This is a genomic window from Acinetobacter sp. YH01007 (genome assembly GCF_013420425.1).
GTDB lineage: Bacteria > Pseudomonadota > Gammaproteobacteria > Pseudomonadales > Moraxellaceae > Acinetobacter > Acinetobacter towneri.
In genome coordinates this window covers 53293-71750 of record NZ_VOYC01000001.1, presented here as the reverse complement: position 1 = coordinate 71750, position 18458 = coordinate 53293, and the positions used below count along the sequence as shown (strand labels likewise).

General features: G+C 36.1%; 10 protein-coding genes and 2 pseudogenes. 10 read left to right on the top strand and 2 right to left on the bottom strand.

The annotated features are described in order from the left end of the window. Positions 1-137: 137 nt before the first annotated feature. Positions 138-401, bottom strand: a pseudogene (locus tag FTT74_RS00335) (transposase family protein); the annotation flags it as partial. Between the two features lie 197 nt (positions 402-598). On the opposite strand from FTT74_RS00335, the gene FTT74_RS00330 reads away from it, so the two are divergent. The 8 genes and pseudogenes from FTT74_RS00330 to FTT74_RS00295 all read left to right on the top strand — a co-directional run bounded on the left by FTT74_RS00330 (position 599) and on the right by FTT74_RS00295 (position 13954). Beyond that, positions 599-1954 carry an SEL1-like repeat protein gene (locus FTT74_RS00330; protein ID WP_179988432.1) on the top strand — a complete coding sequence of 452 codons (1356 nt, stop codon included), beginning with the start codon at positions 599-601 and terminating at the stop codon, positions 1952-1954. Positions 1955-2063: 109 nt separating this feature from the next. Continuing rightward, positions 2064-2884: pseudogene (locus tag FTT74_RS00325) on the top strand (IS5 family transposase). A gap of 266 nt (positions 2885-3150) precedes the next feature. Next, positions 3151-4719: a type I restriction-modification system subunit M gene (locus FTT74_RS00320; protein ID WP_179988433.1), complete on the top strand. Its 1569-nt coding sequence runs from the start codon at positions 3151-3153 to the stop codon at positions 4717-4719. Then, entirely contained in the window at positions 4719-5936 is a 1218-nt protein-coding gene (locus FTT74_RS00315; protein WP_179988434.1) for a restriction endonuclease subunit S, read from the top strand. Before FTT74_RS00320 ends, FTT74_RS00315 begins: the two co-directional genes overlap by 1 nt. 9 nt (positions 5937-5945) lie before the next feature. Further along, positions 5946-7043, top strand: a complete 1098-nt coding sequence (locus tag FTT74_RS00310; RefSeq protein WP_179988435.1) for a PD-(D/E)XK nuclease family protein — start codon at positions 5946-5948, stop codon at positions 7041-7043. Positions 7044-7094: 51 nt separating this feature from the next. Then, the gene (locus tag FTT74_RS00305; protein WP_179988436.1) at positions 7095-9974 is read left to right on the top strand and encodes a type I restriction endonuclease subunit R; all 2880 of its coding nucleotides are present in this window, start codon (positions 7095-7097) and stop codon (positions 9972-9974) included. Between the two features lie 1024 nt (positions 9975-10998). After that, the gene (locus tag FTT74_RS00300) at positions 10999-11532 is read left to right on the top strand and encodes a MobC family plasmid mobilization relaxosome protein (RefSeq protein ID WP_019838380.1); all 534 of its coding nucleotides are present in this window, start codon (positions 10999-11001) and stop codon (positions 11530-11532) included. Continuing rightward, positions 11522-13954, top strand: coding sequence for a hypothetical protein (locus tag FTT74_RS00295; RefSeq protein WP_179988438.1), 2433 nt, complete (start codon positions 11522-11524; stop codon positions 13952-13954). The genes FTT74_RS00300 and FTT74_RS00295 overlap by 11 nt, the downstream gene beginning before the upstream one ends. 288 nt (positions 13955-14242) lie before the next feature. On the opposite strand, the gene FTT74_RS00290 is transcribed toward FTT74_RS00295, so the two are convergent. Continuing rightward, complete coding sequence (locus FTT74_RS00290; protein ID WP_179988439.1) at positions 14243-14488, bottom strand: IS3 family transposase; 246 nt, start codon at positions 14486-14488, stop codon at positions 14243-14245. Between the two features lie 423 nt (positions 14489-14911). Here FTT74_RS00290 and FTT74_RS00285 point away from each other — a divergent pair, with 423 nt between their 5' ends. Beyond that, on the top strand, positions 14912-16645 hold the full coding sequence (locus FTT74_RS00285; RefSeq protein ID WP_179988440.1) for a hypothetical protein: 1734 nt from the start codon (positions 14912-14914) through the stop codon (positions 16643-16645). Next, complete coding sequence (locus tag FTT74_RS00280) at positions 16642-18309, top strand: hypothetical protein (protein WP_179988441.1); 1668 nt, start codon at positions 16642-16644, stop codon at positions 18307-18309. The genes FTT74_RS00285 and FTT74_RS00280 overlap by 4 nt, the downstream gene beginning before the upstream one ends. The last annotated feature ends 149 nt before the right edge of the window (positions 18310-18458 follow it).

The window sequence follows — 18458 nt, the reverse complement described above, 5'->3', positions numbered from 1 at the left end:
AAATGTAAGAATCCACTGAACGCAAGCCCTATTACAGGCACATTTGGTGGGATTAAGACTTGCTATTTTTAGTCTTTTAACAGCATTTTATTTCAAGGTTCGCCTGAGGAAGTCTTAAATTAGACCTCTTGCGAAAGTTAATTTAAGAGCATCCAATTCACTATTCCAGCAATTAAATTCATTCTTAAACCAAATCGTTTGCGTCTATTTCTATAGCGTTCTGTTAATATCCGAAAATGCTTAAGTTGGCAGTTAATATGTTCAATGGATATTCTACGCCGGCTGATTTCCTGGTTGATCTGTTTTACTCTTTGCGGTAATGGTAGATTTTTAGGTTTCTTGATGGGAATGAGCAACTTACTCTTAACCTGATGAAATCCTTTGTAGTCCAAATCTGCCATATACAAGGATAAATGATCAGTTCCTTCAACTGCTTACGCGCAATTGTCAGAATTTGGTTTGGCGATTAAATTTTACTATCTCGCTATTTTTTTATACAGCAAATGTCAACAGATCCTATTTAATTAAAACATTTTTATGAATTTATATTGATCAAATGATGTATTATTGAGCTACACCTATAAGCCTAATTTTTATTATGAATTTTAAGAAAACACTATTATCACTTTCACTGTGTTTGTTTGTCGGTACAGCTTTTGCTGGTAACTTTGACTTAAAAGAAACCGAAAAGTTAGCACTTAAAGGTGAAGACAAAGCCCAGTATGAATTAGGTTACGCATATTTAAATGGTGAAGGTGTACCAAAGAATAAAGCGAAAGGCATTGAATGGTTAAAAAAATCAGCACAACAAGGAAATGCAAAAGCTCAATATGAATTAGGTGAGTCGCTATATGACGAAAATATTGAGGGTAGCCATAACCATCCAGAAGCGATTGAATGGCTAACAAAATCAGCGAATCAAAACAATGCTGATGCTCAAATTCTTTTAGGGGCAATCTATTCTACAGACACAGGAAAACCTGATTCTTATAAAAAAGGCTTAGATTATTTTGAACTTGCAGCTGCACAGGGAAATGCTGATGCTCAACTTGCTAGTGGTATGCAGTACTTAAATGGTTACATGGGTGCTCAAAGAGACGTTCAGAAAGCATATAACTATTTCAAAGCCGCAGCAGATCAAGGCAATACTTCAGCACAAGGACAACTTGCCTTTTTCTATCTAATAGGTCTGGGGGTAAAACAAGATTATCAAAAAGCGTTTAATATTTTTACTGAATTAAGAAAGAAAGGTAATGAAGAAGCAACTTACTATCTTGGTTACTTTTATGAAAAGGGCCTAGTAGTTCCGCAAAACTATAAAAAAGCATTTGAATACTATATGCAAACATCAGACATCGCAGCAGCCCAAAATAGCATTGCGAAGTTATATCTAAACGGATTTGGTGTGGAAAAAGATAATACCAAAGCATTTGAATGGTTCCTTAAATCAGCTGAACAAGATTATCCAGATTCTCAATTTGAATTGAGCTCTATGTACTACAATGGCATCGGTGTTGCTAAAGATAGAGCTAAAGCATTTTATTGGGCTCAACGAGGGGCTATCTTAGGTTATGCTAAGGCTCAATATGCTCTTGGAACTTTGTATGACAGCGGCATTGGTGTACCACAAGATTATAAAAAGGCATTTGACTGGTACAGTAAAGCTGCCGATCAAGGCCATGTTGAAGCTGAACAGGCTTTAGGATATGCCTATTCTTTGGGTTATGGTGTACCTATGAATGATGACAAAGCCTTTGAATGGACGAATAGAGCCTATCAACATGGCTCATGGGAGGCTGAATATCAGCTGGGCTTCTTATACTTCCGAGGTGAAGGCGTAGCAAAGAATATGAATAAGGCTTATGAACTTTGGGAAAGTGCCGAGAAGAAAGGGCATTCACGCGCTGGTGAAGTTCTTAGATCAATGAAAAGCTATGTAAGTGCGAATAAATAGCTTGCATACGAGGTATTGATGAAATGTACTAGCTTGTATCTTACCCCTCATAGTGATTAGCTATCACTAGACCTCTTGCGAAAGTAAAAAATGTCTCAATATAGATTTCATGAGATATGAGAAATTAAACTGTTTTTCAGATTCTGAATTTAAGCGCTTGGTTGGTGTACCTCGACCATTTTTTACTGAAATGGTCGATGTTTTAGAAAAAGCAGAATCACTTAAAAAGAAATCAGGTCGTCCTCATACTTTAGCTATAGAGGATCAATTGTTATTAATGCTCAATTACTTACGCAACTACAGCACTCAACTAGAATTGGCGGAATACTACCATATCGCTGAAAGTAATGTGAATCGAACCATTAAAAAGGTTGAAGATGCATTGATGAAATCAAGACGTTTTACTCTGCCAAAACGAACCATTACCACAGCAGACGAACACTTTAACTGAGTCATTATTGATGCGACAGAATGTTCAGTAGAACGTCCGAAAAAAATCAGAGTAAGTTCTACAGTGGTAAAAAGAAGAAACATACACTAAAAGCACAAGTGATCTATCATCCGAACAGCAAACAAATCATAGGGCTAGATATATCGAATGGCAGTCAGCATGATATTAAATTGGCAAGAAAAACGGTTAAGAAATTCAAACATTGTGAATATGTTATGACCGATTTAGGGTACTACGGATTAGAGCAAGATGGATTTAAGTTATTGATGAAAATAAAGAAAAAGAAGAATTTACCCTTATTTGATGTTGAGAAAAAGTACAATAAAATGCTTGGAAAAATACGAGTTGTGATCGAACACATCAATAGTCAATTGAAAACATTTAGAATATTAAGTGAACGCTATCGAAATAGACGGAAAAGATTCGGTATACGCATTAACTTAATCGCTGCACTGGTAAACCGAATTAACTTGCAATAACGACTTTCCAAGAGGTCTATTTTATGAAGAATATTGGATTGGCGAGTGGTTTTTATATTTGATGCTAAGTGGAGCGCGGCGAATTAATATTGACCATTTATTAGAAAAGTAATGGAATAGAATTTGATCTTACAAGTGTAGCTCTGAAAAGAGCTACCTCTAACCACGACAACCTATGTCTTTTTGCACTTTTTTGCTGATGCAAATTTTTAAATTTTAGGTAAAATCATTTTATTAATGATTCACTTATTTGGAATTTTTCTGCAATGACTCAGGTGCAACTACAACAACTACAAAAACAACTTTGGAATATTGCCAATACTTTGCGCGGCACCATGGGCGCCGATGAATTCCGTGATTACATTCTGGGTTTTATTTTCTTTAAATATTTATCGGAAAAGTCGGTGAACTTTGCCAATGAATTGCTCGATGGCGAAGACCTCAGCTTTTTAGAATTAGATGAAAATAACCATGAGCACGTACCGTACATTGAAGAAATCAAAAAGAATGCCATTGCAGAAGTGGGTTACGCACTCACTCCAAAACAATTGTTTCATACACTGGCAGAACGTGGTCGTCAGGGTGAATTCATTCTGGATGACTTGGCTGCAACACTAAAAGCCATTGAACAAAGTACCCTAGGTTCAGAATCGGCAGATGACTTTGCAAATCTTTTTGAAGACTTGGATCTCAATTCCACCAAATTAGGCAACAATGCCAATGACCGTAATGCCTTGGTCGCAAAAGTACTAACTCACTTGGATGCGATTGATTTTGACATTAGCAACACTGAAGCAGATGTTTTGGGTGATGCTTACGAATACCTGATTGGTGAATTCGCTTCAGGTGCAGGCAAAAAGGCAGGTGAATTCTATACACCTCAAACAGTTTCAACCCTATTGGCAAAAATCGTCACACAAGGCAAAGATCGCCTACGTTCAGTCTATGACCCTACCTGTGGTTCAGGTTCATTGCTGTTACGAGTAAAACGTGAAGTCCAAGATGTCGATATGATTTACGGTCAGGAAATGAACCGTACCACCTACAACTTGGCACGCATGAACATGATTCTACATGATGTGCATTTTGCCAAATTCGACATCAAACAAGAAAACACATTGACCCGTCCACAGCATTTGGACAAGCGTTTTGATGCAGTCGTAGCAAATCCACCATTCTCAGCGAAATGGTCAGCCGATCCATTGTTCCTACAGGATGAACGCTTTGCCACCTACGGCAAACTCGCACCAAGTTCAAAAGCAGACATGGCTTTTGTGCAGCATATGCTGTATCAACTGGATGACAATGGCACCATGGCGGTGGTGTTACCGCATGGCGTATTGTTCCGTGGTTCGAGTGAGGGCGTGATTCGTCAGTATTTGATTGAACAGTTGAATGTGGTGGATGCCATTATTGGTTTACCCGCCAATATTTTCTATGGCACTTCAATTCCGACCTGTATTTTGGTGTTGAAGAAAAACCGTGAGCAGAGCGGCAATATTCTGTTTATTGATGCCAGCAACGATTTTGAAAAGCAGAAGAACCAAAACAAGTTATTGCCTGAGCATTTGGATAAGATTGTTGCGGCATTTGAAAAGCGTGAAAATATTGAAAAGTATGCGCATGTGGCGACTTTGCAAGAAGTCAAAGACAACGATTACAACCTGAATATTCCGCGTTATGTGGATACCTTTGAAGCGGAAGCCGAGATTGATTTAGATGCGATTGCAAAACAGCTTCAAGCTTTGGAACAAGACAGCCAAAAGACCGATGCCATCATTGCAGATTTTTGCAAAGAGCTAGGCATTGCTTCACCGTTTGCGGAGGGGAAGTAATGGCTGCACCGAAGTTACGTTTTAAAGAGTTTGATGGGGATTGGAGTCAATCAAGAATTGGAGAAATTTTTCAAGTTACTTCTGGCTCAACACCATTGCGCAGTGATAACCGCTTTTTTGAAAATGCTGATATCGCTTGGGTTAAAACAACTGATTTGAATAATGGTTTAATCGAACAAACAGAAGAAAAAATTTCTCAAATAGCTTTGAAAGAAACATCTGTAAAAATATTACCTAAGGGGACTGTTTTTGTAGCCATGTATGGTGGTTTTAATCAAATTGGTCGGACTGGGCTTTTAGTAGATGAGGCTGCCTGTAATCAAGCTCTATCCGCAATTTATCCTAATGAAAAAATTGAATCATATTTTCTTCTAACCTTTCTAAATCATAAGGTTGATGATTGGAAAAACTTTGCAGCTAGTAGCCGTAAAGATCCGAATATTACGAAAAGTGATGTATTAGCTTTTCCGCTAACCTATCCAGTAAAAGAAGAACAAACCAAAATCGCCTCTTTTCTTTCTGCTGTGGATGAAAAAATTAGCCAACTCACTCAAAAATATGAACTGCTCAGCCAATATAAACAAGGCATGATGCAAAAGCTGTTTAGTCAGCAGCTTCGTTTTAAAGCGGATGATGGACGTGAGTTTGGGGAGTGGGAGGAAACGACTCTAGGAGAAATTGGTACATTCAAATCTGGTCAAGGCTTCCCAGAGCAGTTTCAGGGTGGAAAAGATGGTATCCCTTTCTTCAAGGTTTCGGATATGAATATTCTTGGAAATGAAAAAATAATGAAGGTTGCCAATAACTATGTCAATTCAGAAGCGATTACTAAAATGAAAGCTAAGGTAATAGATAATGAAGCAATCATTTTTGCGAAAGTTGGTGCTGCCATTTTTTTAGAAAGAAAACGCTTAGCTAAAAATTTCTTAATAGATAACAATATGATGGCTTATTTATCAAATCAAAAAACGAATATTATGTTTCTAAAACAATTTTTGGATAATATAAAGTTATCCAAATTTGTTCAAGTTGGAGCACTACCTTCTTATAACTCTAGTGATTTAGCAATTATCCATATAAGCCTTCCTTGCCTAGAAGAACAAACCAAAATCGCTAATTTCTTATCTGCCATCGACCAAAAACTTGAAGTCGTGGCACAGCAAATAGAACAGGCCAAAACTTGGAAAAAGGGCTTGTTACAGCAGATGTTTGTGTAGGGGGATATAGTGAATTTAGCAACCTCACCTTTTGAACATTTCACACAACTTCTAGATTCTGCCAAAAAGTTTAAAGCGATACCGCGAGAAAAAACTTTTTTCGATACTGCGATTCGTAGCCATTACGAAAATCCCACCACTGAATTGCTCGAATTTTTTTTAAACCCTCAAGAATCCCATGAGTTGGGAGAAGTGTTCTGGAAAGGCTTTAGTGATGTTGTTGTAGGAATTAGCGCCTTAAAGAATTCTAGTTTAGGTCTAGTGGAAAGCTTGGAGCGAGAATGCGTTACACATAACAGCAATCGTATCGACCTAATGATTGATACCGATACGCATCTCATTTTACTGGAAGCTAAAATTTATCATCATCAAAACAATCCATTTGATGACTATGTGAAATATGCTCAAACACGCTCAAAAGACAAAACTATCCTTGGCTTGATACTCAGCATCTCTGGTAAAAGTGAAGCCAAAAATTGGCACGGTATTTCCTACCAACAATTGGTGAATGCTGTCCGACCTTACCTTGCAGAACAAATGATGACGAATCCCATGAATAAATGGAATTTGTTTGCACGTGAGTTTTTGCTGCATCTTGAAAGTTATTATCGTACACAGAAACTAGATATGAACCGTATCCAATTTATTTTTGATCATTATCAAGAAATACAAGAGTTACAAAAGTTGAAAACTAATACTATTCAAGAAGTTGTCGATAGTATCAGTCAGCTTCTTAATCAATCCATTGATGGTTATATCTCTAGAAATAAATATGAATCATGGGGAGGGATTCGTTTTTATAACGATGCGTGGAATAACCTGACAAATAACACTTTATACATTTATGAAAATCAAGGCGAGACAATCTTTGGGGTGAATACTTATATTTTGAATTTACCAGAAGAATTAGAGGAGCAAGCATTTTCTATTTTGAAATGCAACGATGATTCACGCTACCTCAACTGGAAAATTGAAAAATATAAAGGTGGTGCTGAACGCTGGTTATGTATCTATTGGCGTGCACCTGAAAATAATTTTGAAGCGATTCGAGATTTGATTTTGGAGAAAGCAAGTTTGTTAGATGTGATTGAAAAAACTTTAAGATAAATCAGTATATTGAATATAAAGCGAATAAGAATTTAGAGAGTAGAGGGTGAAATGACAGTACAAAGCGAATATCAACTTGAAAATGAACTGATTAGCCAACTCAAGCAATTGGGATATGCCTCCGTCACGCTCAAGGACGAAAGCCAACTACTGTCTAACCTGAAAACCCAGATTGAACGTGCCAATGGACTAGCGCCTCTGTCAGAAACGGAATGGAAACAGGTCATCAGTTTTTTAAACACAGGCACAGTGTTTGAGCGAGCCAAGAATCTGCGTGATCTATTTCCAGTCAAATTTGATGACGGCAGCAGTAAACATCTTTTTTTCCTGTCTGATGATCCAAGCAAGAACATCTATCAGGTGACGAATCAGATCACCATTGACCACCGCGACTACAATGGACGTACCAGCCGTTTTGATGTGACGCTTTTGGTCAATGGATTGCCATTGGTGCAGATCGAGCTAAAAAAACGCGGCATGGAAATCGCCGAAGCCTTTAATCAAACGCAACGCTATATTCGTGAAGCGTATTGGGCTGGGCAAGGGCTGTTTGGTTTTATTCAGCTCTTTGTGATTAGTAATGGTGCCAATACTCGTTATTACTCCAACGGCACCACAGGCATCGAGTTTGCCTTTCCATGGGCGGATGTGAGTAACAAACACATCAATGAAATTGTCGACTTTGCCGAAGCTTTTTTCAATCAGCAGCATCTGACCCAAATGCTGACCCAGTACATGGTGCTGCTAGAAACCACCAAAAGCCTGATGGTGCTGCGTCCCTATCAGATTTATGCAGTACAGAAAATTGTGGAGCATGTGCAAAACTCCGATCAGAACGGCTATATCTGGCACACTACTGGTTCAGGCAAAACCCTGACCTCATTTAAAGCCAGTCAGATCATCATGCAAATGCCTGATGTTGAGAAAGTGCTGTTTGTAGTAGACCGCAATGACTTGGATACGCAGACGTCAAGGGAATTCAACGCATTTAAGGCAGATAGTGTTGATAGTACCGATAGTACACACACCTTGGTGAAACAGCTCGATCAACGCCATGACAAATTGATTGTCACCACCATTCAGAAGCTCAACCGAGCCATCAGTAATGATCGCTATGTAGAATACATCGACTACCTGAAAGACAAAAAAGTGGTATTCATTTTTGATGAATGTCACCGAAGTCAGTTTGGCGATACACACCAAAACATCAAGAAGTTCTTCAGTAATGCACAGATGTTTGGCTTTACGGGCACGCCCATTTTTGAAAAGAACAGCCAAAGCAAAGCAGGTTTAAAACTGACGACAGATTACCTGTTTAATGAATGTTTGCATAAATACGTGATTGTTGACGCCATCCGTGACCGTAATGTCTTGCAGTTCCAAATCGATTACCGAGGCAAGTACACAGCCAAGGGAATGCAACAAAACTTTGACTATGATGACGAAGTCGAAGGCATTGATACCCAAGAGCTCTATGACAATCCGCAACGCTTGGAGATGATTGCACGCTACATTGTGGATACTCACGACACCAAAACTAAGAAACGTGAATTCACGGCTATGTTCTGTGTCAGTTCAGTCGATGTGTTGACACAATACTATGAACTGTTCGAAAAGGTGCAAGCAGCCAAGCAGATTGAAGACGAAGCTCAAGGACGTATTTTCAAGCCTTTGACCATTGCAACCATCTTCTCCTATTCTGCCAACCAGTCCGTATCCAATGAGGATATGAACGGTCTGATTGATGAGGAAGCAGCAGAAGTTCCAAATCAGGTTAACCAGTCCAACAGGGACAAGCTAGATCGTTACATTGCCAAATACAATCAGCAATTCAAGACCAACTACAACTCAGGCGACCAGTTCTACTCCTACTACCGAGATATTGCAGATCGAGTCAAGAAAAGACAGATCGACATTCTACTAGTGGTAAATATGTTCCTGACTGGCTTTGACTCCAAACCTCTGAATACGTTGTATGTCGATAAAAATCTAAAATATCATGGATTGATTCAAGCATTCTCTCGTACCAACCGTGTCTACAATGATAAAAAACCATTTGGCAATATTATCTGTTTCCGCAATCTGAAACGTGCCACAGATGAAGCCCTTGCGCTCTTCTCAAACAAAGATGCCAAGAAGGTCGTTCTGGTTCCAAGCTTTGATGAAATCAAGAAGGATTACGAAGAAGCAATCAGTAAGCTCTTCTCCCTCACGCCTGATTACAAATCAGTGGATGATCTAGTCACAGAAGAACGGCAACTGGAATTTATCAAGGCTTTCCGTGAGGTGATGCGTTATAACGCGCAATTACAAACTTTTATTGAGTACGATCAAGACCAAACACAACTGGATAAGCAGCACTTTGCGAACTTCGCCTCCAAGTACGCTGACTTGTGTCGTGCCGTTAGAAAGACTACTAAGAAAGAAAAAGTATCGGTACTGGATGATGTCGATTTTCAACTGGATTTACTGCACAGTGACCGCATCAATGTTGGCTATATCATCAACCTCCTACAACTTGTTGTTGATACGAACTCAGATGAAAAGCGTCAGAAGTACCAAGCGCAAATTTACGATTTAATCAGTAGCGATATTAGCTTGCACGATAAGCAAGACCTCATTCAAAAATTCATTGAAGAAAACATGCCTAAGATGATCAATGGCCAAAGCGTCAAGGATGCTTTTGCTGAATTCTGGGATGCTGAAAAAGAACAGGCTTATCAGCATTTATGTGAACAAGAAAATCTTAAGCCTGAAGAAATGAAAAAAGTGCTCGAAAATTATGAATTCACTCAGCGTTTGCCACGTAAGGAAGAATTGAAAGATTTGCCAAATTTCAAGGTTAAACTTTTTGAGCGAGAGAATGTGTTTAGTAATCTGTTAGCTAAAACTAGGCAATTGATTGAGAAGTTTTATGTTGGTTTCACTTAACCTACTAGGACAATCGTCACTTTTCAGCATGTATGAAAAATGAACCCTAGTATTGAACACCTCAACTAGAAACAGAAGTTTTACTAAAAAAGATGGAATTGCTGGGGCAGTTAAAATTAGCTTTTTCATCATTTTAATCAGTATAGCTAGTTTATTAGATAAGTACACTCAGCTTTTGGAACAGGTATTACAGGAGGCTCAAAATGACAATGGGGGAAATGACACCCCTTCAGTCAGTAAAAAACGTAGTAACTGAAAAAGCCAAATTACTAACGAAGGAGGAATTAGCTCAGTTTCCGAACCTGCTACAGGAAATACAGAAAGCCAAGACCAAAGAGGAAGTGTTCAAACTGGCTCAGAAAATACATCCATTAGTGAAGAAATATCTAGCACAGTACAAGTAGCATCTTCTAAACCAGCTCATGGAGCTAAGGCTATCAACTGCAGATAATTACACAGTAAAAATGCAAAATCTATAATGGGTGAACTAGATTGTGAATCCGTTCATAAATAATTTTTAATATAAAAATTTATCTGCCTATCTATGTAGTAATAATATTTAATTTGATTGAAAAACCATCATTCCTAACATTACACAGAAAAAATCAAATCGTTACACAGCAAAACAACAACGTGCACGCCCCTTCAAGATGAGTCATCTTAGATTGTCTAACGAATAATTAATCAATCACACAATTTCTACTTGCTTTTTTTCAATTGCTTAAAGTCAAGTCATTATTTTTAAAAATATTAAGTTATTGATAAATATTGACTTATTTTTTTTTGTTGAAAAAATTTTATGAAAAAATCTCAAAAATCATCACTTATGAAAAAAAGATTTTTTTATTTTGATAAGTTCGCGTTTGGTCACAATTTTTGTGAGCCGTAGACACAGGGGCAGTTAAGCAAGCCTACCTGTGGCTACAAATCCGTTCGTTTCACGAACTGATTTGGTACGCAACAGGGCTTGTTAGGGGCGACCCCCTAAGACCCCATCCGCTAACTTGTTCGAGTGAATTGAAAAATGAACAAAAATAAACGTGAAATTGTAAAAAGACTGCGTTTTTTAGCAGTCGAAGTGGAACAGCTTGATGCGTTATTGAAATCTGAAAATATGATTTTTACCGATTTTGTGCATCATCTGATTGCAGAAGAATTCAAGCGTAAAACACATTCTGTAATACGTGTTGAAGAGAAGGTTTCAGAGGAAATAGATACAAATAGAAAAAGACGGCGGCGGGCAGCAACAATTTTTGAACCCCGACCTGCGCCAAAATTAGATCCAGATTTTTTACGAGAGCTAGGTCGCATCGGAAATAATGTTAATCAAATTGCGCGTTCATTGAACTATTTGTGTTTGCAACCACAGCATTCACAAGAGCAGTTTTCATTTCTTGAATGTCTTGATGAGCTTCAAAAAATACAAAGGCTGTTACATGCACATTTGCAATCTTTACCAATACATCAGCGTTCTGAACAAGCAGTAGAGAATGCACGAGCGCGTGCAATTGCGGTTGCCGAAATAGAGGTTGAGAGGTTCTCACAGCATGATGATTAAATTTTTAGCTGTTGGCACAGGAGATCCTGCAGCTGCCGCAGCTTACGTGTTGAGTGATGTTGATCATTTAAATTTCAAACGTGCAGGAGTCAAAGTGTTACGTGGTGATCCTTTGGTTTTTGCAGCACTTGCAAAAAGTTCTCGTCACAAATTCGGTTATAGCTCTGCTGTGATTGCTTGGCATCTAAATGATGCCCCCACCGATGCTGATATTGAAGAAGTGGTTGAAGAGTTTGAGGTGCATGCATTTGCTGGTTTAAAAAAAGATCAATATCACATGACCGTTGTGCAACATGACGACGACGATGGTTCAAAGCATCTACACATCTTAGTGCCGCGCTTTGAATTGACGTCAGGAAAAAGTCTAAATATTGCTCCGCCTGGACATCAAAAATATTTTGATGCATTGCGTGATTATTTCAATATTAAGAAAAATTGGGCGCGTCCAGATGTCTATACACCAAAAAATATTGAGATTCAGCCGCATGTTTATTACCAACATGAGGCGGCCTTACGTGTTGGTATGAAAGGTAAATCTAAAAAAGATCGGTTGCAGTTGATCAATCATTTTGTTGAAACACGTATTTTGGCGGGACAGATTACGAATCGAGCTACGCTTATCGATGCATTAAGTGAAATTGGTGAAGTTTCACGCTCTAAAAAAAATTTTATTTCATTAACAACAGAACATTATACAGACCGTTTAGCCGGAGAGTTTTATCATGAGCAATTTTCAATCGCAACTTACATTGAAAATAGAAGCAGAAAACAGAATGCTGCAAGAACATCAGCAGACGTTAATGCAGTTTCAACAGCAGAGTTTGACCGTGTTCGAGAATATCGCGATGAACTTGAAGGACTTAGAAACAAACGTTACGGCTACAACAGAAAATATTACGCAATTAAACAGCCAATTGATAGAGAGTTTGAAATTAAGTGTGCACCAGAGCTCAGCATTTCAAGTACTACTATTAGAGCAACTGCAGGAAATCGACCAACTCGCCGAACAACTGCAGGATCAGAAGCAATCTATCTCTACACTAGCAGCGAATTTTCAGTCAGCGCAAACCCTGCAATCGGAACAGAATACTACAATAGTAAAAGATTTATCGAAAAATCAAAAAGTTGTGAATATTTTGCGAGAAAGATTGGATTCGAAACTGGAAACTATTTTGGAGAATATTCACAGTTGCAAACGACAGAGTTTCGAGTTAATTCTGCAACAACAGTCACACAGAAAAATTCAAACTTTCTTAATAGTTTTAATTCTCACATTATTCACAATCTGCGTATTAATTTTTTAAAGGGAGATCAGCATGCAACAAATGACAGAACTCGACAGATTGATGCAAGAAAAAATTCAGGTGCAACTTTTAGAGATACAAATGCTGAAACAGCAGCTCAGTCAGCAACAGCATATCGAGCAAAAATTGAACGTTACGCTAAAATTACAGCAGGATTATCAAGAAAAACTGAAGAAGTTGAACGAAGAATTAAACACAGAGTTGAGCAACAAAAACAATTTAATTCAGTATTATCAACAGACACTATCGCAGGACAGATTAGTGCCCGACTGGAACGATTTAATACACGAATTAAAACCAGTTTTTCAAGTGCAATTGCAAAATTATTTGGCTTCTTCAGAAATGATAGATCAAATACGCAAGGAGGTTCAGAAAGAAATCGGTCCATACTTATCGAGTCTACAACGCATCGACTTGATCGACTTTTCAGAGTTAATGAACTACGGCGAGAACTACATCAAAGAATTGCAGGAGAAATTGAAACTTCTCGATTCAATTATGACCGTGTTAGAAGATTATGTTGCAATTATCAGGAAATAACGGAGTCTGCAGAGCTCTGCATAAAACCGAAGAATACGCTTCATGAAATATTGTGGTTATTAAAGCAAAACACTCCGTGGATCAGTACATACAAATCAGAGCGTTATGCAGAAAGTGTTGATAAGCTATTTAATGATTTGTACGATGCTACGAAAGAATTTAATACGCGTGAACAAGCTTATGTAGATGAGATGACAATCAGGCGATATCGTGACAGTGTCGGATGGGGGATTGATGCTATTCGCTCAGAATTGTCTGGATGTCGGCCTTATGCGTTAGACCTGATGCTTGACTATATCAATACGATCAAAAGATATAGTGAACTTATTGAGCTACGACAGCAGCAATTTTTTAACAAGCAAAATTATAAGTTGTTAGATCATGATACTGAATATGTACTCGAAACATTTGAAGAAAATATTCAACAGCGTAAAGAAGAACTTATTCAGAAAGATACGTTGGAGGCGTCCGATCAGACATTGATTTCAGTTGATTCCGATATGAGCCAAGAACGTCAGCTTAAATCTACGCCAAATTCAAAGCAGGAGGTGGATCAAAGTTGGGATCTGGACTTTTAGTTGGGCTAGGTAGGTGTGCTTTTAATTTTTAAACTCTTGCTAATTTAGCTGACAGAGGGTTTTGAGTGGACAGGTTCATTTGGCCTACTTCGCCATACCGCCATAAGAAGTGCATCCAAAACGATATCCTTGGCAAGCGTAGGTTTCATTGACCAACCGATGACTTTTCTCGAATATATATCAAGAACTACAGCCAGATATAACTAGTCTTGCCATGTGCGAATGTAAGTTATATCAGTCACCCAAGAGGTATCAGGTGTGTTTACAATAAACTCTCGATTTAAATGGTTAGGTGGCACAATCTGAGCGACCACGGCCATAGTTTTTATGCTTCTTATATCCTCGAACAGTGGCAATACCATTGTGCTTCATGATCTTCAGCATACGATTAGGTCCACAGCTTTCACCTAGCTCTTTAATATCCAGCATAATGCGACGATAACCGTAGATGCCATAACTGGCAACATAAGAAGAACGGATGAGCTGTAATAACCGCTTATCTTCAATAGTCCTGCCTGATTCAGGTTCATGCAACTAAGCATAGTAGCCAGCACGAGCAATCTTAAGAACCCGACACATCGTTTTAATCTTAAATTGATGGCTGTATTCCAAGATAAACTGATACTTTACTCGGGCAGGCTTGCAAAGCAATTGCGGCATTAGAGCAAAGACCAATAAAGTATTTTAAAATGGTTGAAAACGGAATTTTCTGTGAGGTACAAATTATACAAAATAATCAGATTAAGAAGAGCAAGGACAGCTCGATTAAGTCAACTAAAAAATAATTTCAAATTCTGTTTTAAATAGATGCTGAAATTGTTTTTAACCTTGACCATTGTTGATCAATCAGCATAATATGAGGCTTAGTAAAAAGTGAATTTGGTTGGCTATTGAATTTTACTTTATCGCTATTTTATACCAGAAATATTAATAGGACTTAGGAATATTTGTAAAATTATGACTCTAGAAGATTTAATTAGTAATTTGAAAAATGATAAGTTAGATTTGGAAATAAAAATCTGTTCTTTATGTGATTTCTATTTTGATTCTAGATCCTCTCAAGAAAATGCTAAAATAATAGCAAATGCACATGATAATAATCAAATTAATTTAATCAGCCTTGCTAATCAAGTTATTGATAAGTTAAATAAAAATAAATCTATTAATATAGATCAATTTGAACACGTTTTTTTCAACTTAGTAGTTTTAACGAATAGATTAGATTTCCCTGAACTCATAAATATTGTTTTAAATTTTGAAAAAATATTCAAACATGACTCCATGAGGTTTCACTATTTAAAAAAAGTAGCACAAAAAAATATTAGTTACGCAGAATATTTATTTAATTTCATAGTTACTAGATTAGATGTACATTATGATAAGTTAGGTCTAGCAGTAGAATGCTTAACCATTTTTGACCCTATCAAAACAAAAGACTTTATTTTGAATCACTTTGACCTAGAGGAAAAGAATATAGATTCATTATTAAATGGAGTTCGATACTTAGAGTACTCTTCAACTACAGAAGCGCATCAAGTATTAGATAAAATTGATAATTTAATAAACAAAGATCAGCTAAATAGCTCTCAATTTTCTCAAATTTTAGAAATTATTACTTACATTACCCTGCAACATAGCAATCTAGAAAATAATGTTATAAATACAATAGAGCTAATTCTTACTAAGATTAGCTCCGCTGATATTTCAGAAAAATCTGCCAACTTATTGTTTTTTGAAAAAGCTAAAATTTCAAAAAGCTTAAAGCAATATTTTTATCAAATTATCATAAATGCAGAAAATATTTCTCATCAAATCTGTGATTACTTAGGTTTGACTGTGTCAAATCAAAACACTGACGAAGATCTTAAAGAGCTAATAGGGATTATTGAACAACTTTTACTTAGACACGAAAATATTTCCATTAGAGATTTTCATGCCTATTATATTTGTGAAAATTCAGACTTACTGAATAAAATAGTTACACGATGGTTTCTCTCCAAAAAGCGAAATTTATGGGCATCTGCATCGGATTTAATTACATCTAATCAAATTAAGTCATTGCACGTAGATATTTCATGGGTCGATAATTTCAAAGAAGAAGATTCTATTTTTTTAGTAAAGAAAATAATTGGATGGTTTCATATATATGAAGATCTCATTCTTAACTTTATTGTCGACATTTTAAATTACATAAAAAAGACAGAAATAGTTTTCCAAATTTTAGATTTAGCTTTCCAACATGTAGTTATCAATTATGAGCCTCAACACGTTGCCTTCTTTTTTGATTTAAAGAATTACACTGAGGAAGAAACGAAAAATAAAATTATAAGATTAAAAATCCAACATGAGGCTATTTATAAAGATATAAAACAAGCAAATGATTTAAAAGAGTTAGCATGCCCCTTAGAACACTCAAGACTAATACAATATAAAAGACATCATCAAAATGAAAAAATCAACAAATCAGCTGATGCCCAGTCAGTATTTGCTGATCTATTTACTAAAAGAATTATGTTATATGGTGAAACTCATATCCACATTGCGAATACTGGAAACAATGAGATAGCTCTTCAAGAGGATGCACTCAGTTCTTTTTCTTACAATATGACTTTACCTCTACAATATTTCACCGATCCCATATTATTAGAATATCAAAGACGAATTTTTATGAATGAGGGTATGGAAAAATGAAATTAATATTGAAAGAATACTTAAGATCATTAAAAGAGCGTAATGAATTAGATGCTCTCCTACCTGACCTATTAACAGAAATGGGAATGATTGTAACATCTTTGCCTCAAAGAGGAACACGTCAAAATGGTGTAGACATAATGGCGGTAGGTAAAAATACTAATCAGGAAGATACGGTCTTTTTATTTTCAGTAAAAGATGGGGACTTAAACCGTACACATTGGAATGGTGATAGCGACCAAGCTCTAAGACCATCAATTGAAGAAATTATTGATGTATATATACCCAATAGAATTCCTCAAGAACATAAAAATAAAAAGGTTGTGATATGCCTATGCTTTGGTGGAAATATTTTAGAGCAAGTTCGAGAAAATGTTTCAAGCTACACTAGTCAAAAAACAACTGAGCATATCTCATTCGAAGAATGGAATGGAGATAAAATAGCAGAATTAATTGTTCAACATTTACTTAAAGAATCTCTTTTACCGGTCGGTTTTCGCGAGGAATTAAGACGCTCTATTGCAATGATTGAAGAACCTGAAGCTTCTATACAATATTTTCACTCTCTGTTAAAACTTATAGAAGAATCTCAGCTAAATAACTTACGCAAAATTCGCTTAATAAATTTATGTTTATGGGTTTTGTATTCATGGTCAAGAAACTTAGATAATTTAGAAAGTATCTATCAATGTTCTGAAAAAGCTCTCTTTATATCTTGGTTGATTATCAAAGATATTTATGCGAATAAAAATAAAGAAGCCAAAGAAGTGAAAAATTCTTTTGAAAATATAGTTAGAGTTTATAGACAAATTACTGAAAATTTTATAGATAAATTTAAGCATTTTTGCGACAAACCCTATGCAATATCTGCTAATGCACATTATGGTAGCAATGCAAATACGAATATAAAACTATTTGATATTTTGAGTAGATTTTCGGTTTATGCATATTGGTTATATTCAGATATACAGAATGAAGATGATAAGAATCTTAAGCAGAAATTAACTGATAAGCTTTGTGATCATCTTGATGATTTACAATCATTGATATTGAATAACTCAATTCTTTTTACACCAATAAAGGATTCTCAAATTATAGAAATTTCATTATTTCTTATAGCATTTAACCTGAGTAATGAAGAAGAACATATTAAATTCCTTAAACTCTATGTAACTAATTTAATAAATGCATTAAAAACGTCATATGGTATAAATTACTTGTATCCTGTTATATATGAAGATTTTGATAAGTTGTTAAATCATTCATCACAACATGATGATAATTATTTTAAAGAGGCAACATCTGGTAGCTTACTACTTTCAACTTTAGCTTTAATTTCGGCTATGTTTGAAGATGAATTCTCTTTCAAAATAATTCAAGAAATACAAAAGGAAAAGCTTTCCCATTGTAATTTTCAATTTTGGTTTCCAAGAGAAAAATCAGAAAACATCATGTTAAGATCACCTGATCGGTTTCATGGTGCTTGTTGGTCAAGTGTACCAATTCAAAAAAACATGCCTGAATTTCTGCAAGAGATTCAAACCATGTTATCTCAAAATGAACATTTGAAATTTTTTTCACTTTTGAAAAATAATTTAGATCCTATATTTTTAGTTGCCTGCAGACATTATCGCCAACCTATTCCTTTGAATTTCATAATTTAAGTTTGAACATGCACTTTAATCTATCTTTTTTATAATTTATATATTATTTACTAATATTATTTATTTAAATCATTTTGAAAAAAATAAAAAAGATCCAAAAAGGATCTTTTTTACATGATTTATATATATTACTTAACTAGTAATAACCT